This is a genomic window from Mesorhizobium sp. M2C.T.Ca.TU.002.02.1.1, assembly GCF_003997225.1.
Window position 1 is genome coordinate 1 of the sequence record NZ_RZTO01001348.1, and the last position, 867, is coordinate 867.

The following is an 867-nucleotide window of genomic DNA, read 5'->3' on the forward strand; positions in this document are numbered from 1 at the left end:
CCCTCGGCGAGCACGATACAGCCGTCATTGGCCGCCTGCACGGTGACGCCCTGGATCAGGTCCTCGACGCGGACCTCGGATTTGAGCTTGGCGAACATGGTCGAGGTTCCGGACGGCGCGCCGCCGGTGCGCCATGCGTTTTCGCTGACCACGAACGTGTCGTCGAGCGTGATCCGCTTCGCCTTGAGAGCGTTGAAGACCACCTCCATCGTCATCAGCTTGGCCATCGAGGCCGGCGGAATCGGTTTGTCGGGGTCCTTGGCGAAGAGCACCGTGCCGGTGTCGGCGTCGATCATGAACGCCTGCGCCGCCTTGGTCTCGAAAAGCTGGGCCTTCGCCGGAACGGCGCAAAGCAGCGCCAGCACCAATCCCAGAAGGCTGGCGAACGGCGGAAAAGCACGCAATTGCATGAAATGTCGACCCAATCTGAGCAACACCGGATGGTGCCGAGCGGCTTCCGCCCCGGAATTGCGCAAAACTACCCCACAGCCAAGCTATCAGGGTTTTTTCGACCGGATCAACGGGCAGTGCGAATTTGCTCAGTTACGCACAACCAGCGCGTCCGGCGCGCCATGCGACCAGGCTGCCTGAAGCAGCTCGTCGATGCTGCCATGGCCGTCCGGATAGACGTTGACCGCATACCAGTCATTGCCGTCGAGCTCGGTGCGCTGGATCTCGGTCCGGCCGAACGGCTCGAGCGCGACGGCGACGCGCTTTGCCTCCGCGGCTTCGTCGAAGGAACCGGCGGCGACATAGTCGGATGCGGGCGCCTGTTCCTGGCGGTTCGATTTCTTCCACGACCGAAGGATATCGGCCGGCGACATGCCGCCGGCATCGAGAGCGGCAAAGACATCGGCGCGCTTTACC

General features: G+C 63.7%; 1 protein-coding gene and 1 pseudogene. Both read right to left on the reverse strand.

The window, feature by feature from the left end; genetic code table 11:
• The coding region (locus EOD07_RS36020) for a serine hydrolase (protein ID WP_164772931.1) at nt 1–410 on the reverse strand (410 nt) is incomplete at its 3' end.
• Nucleotides 411–539: 129 nt separating this feature from the next.
• Nucleotides 540–867: pseudogene (locus tag EOD07_RS36025) on the reverse strand (septal ring lytic transglycosylase RlpA family protein); the annotation flags it as partial.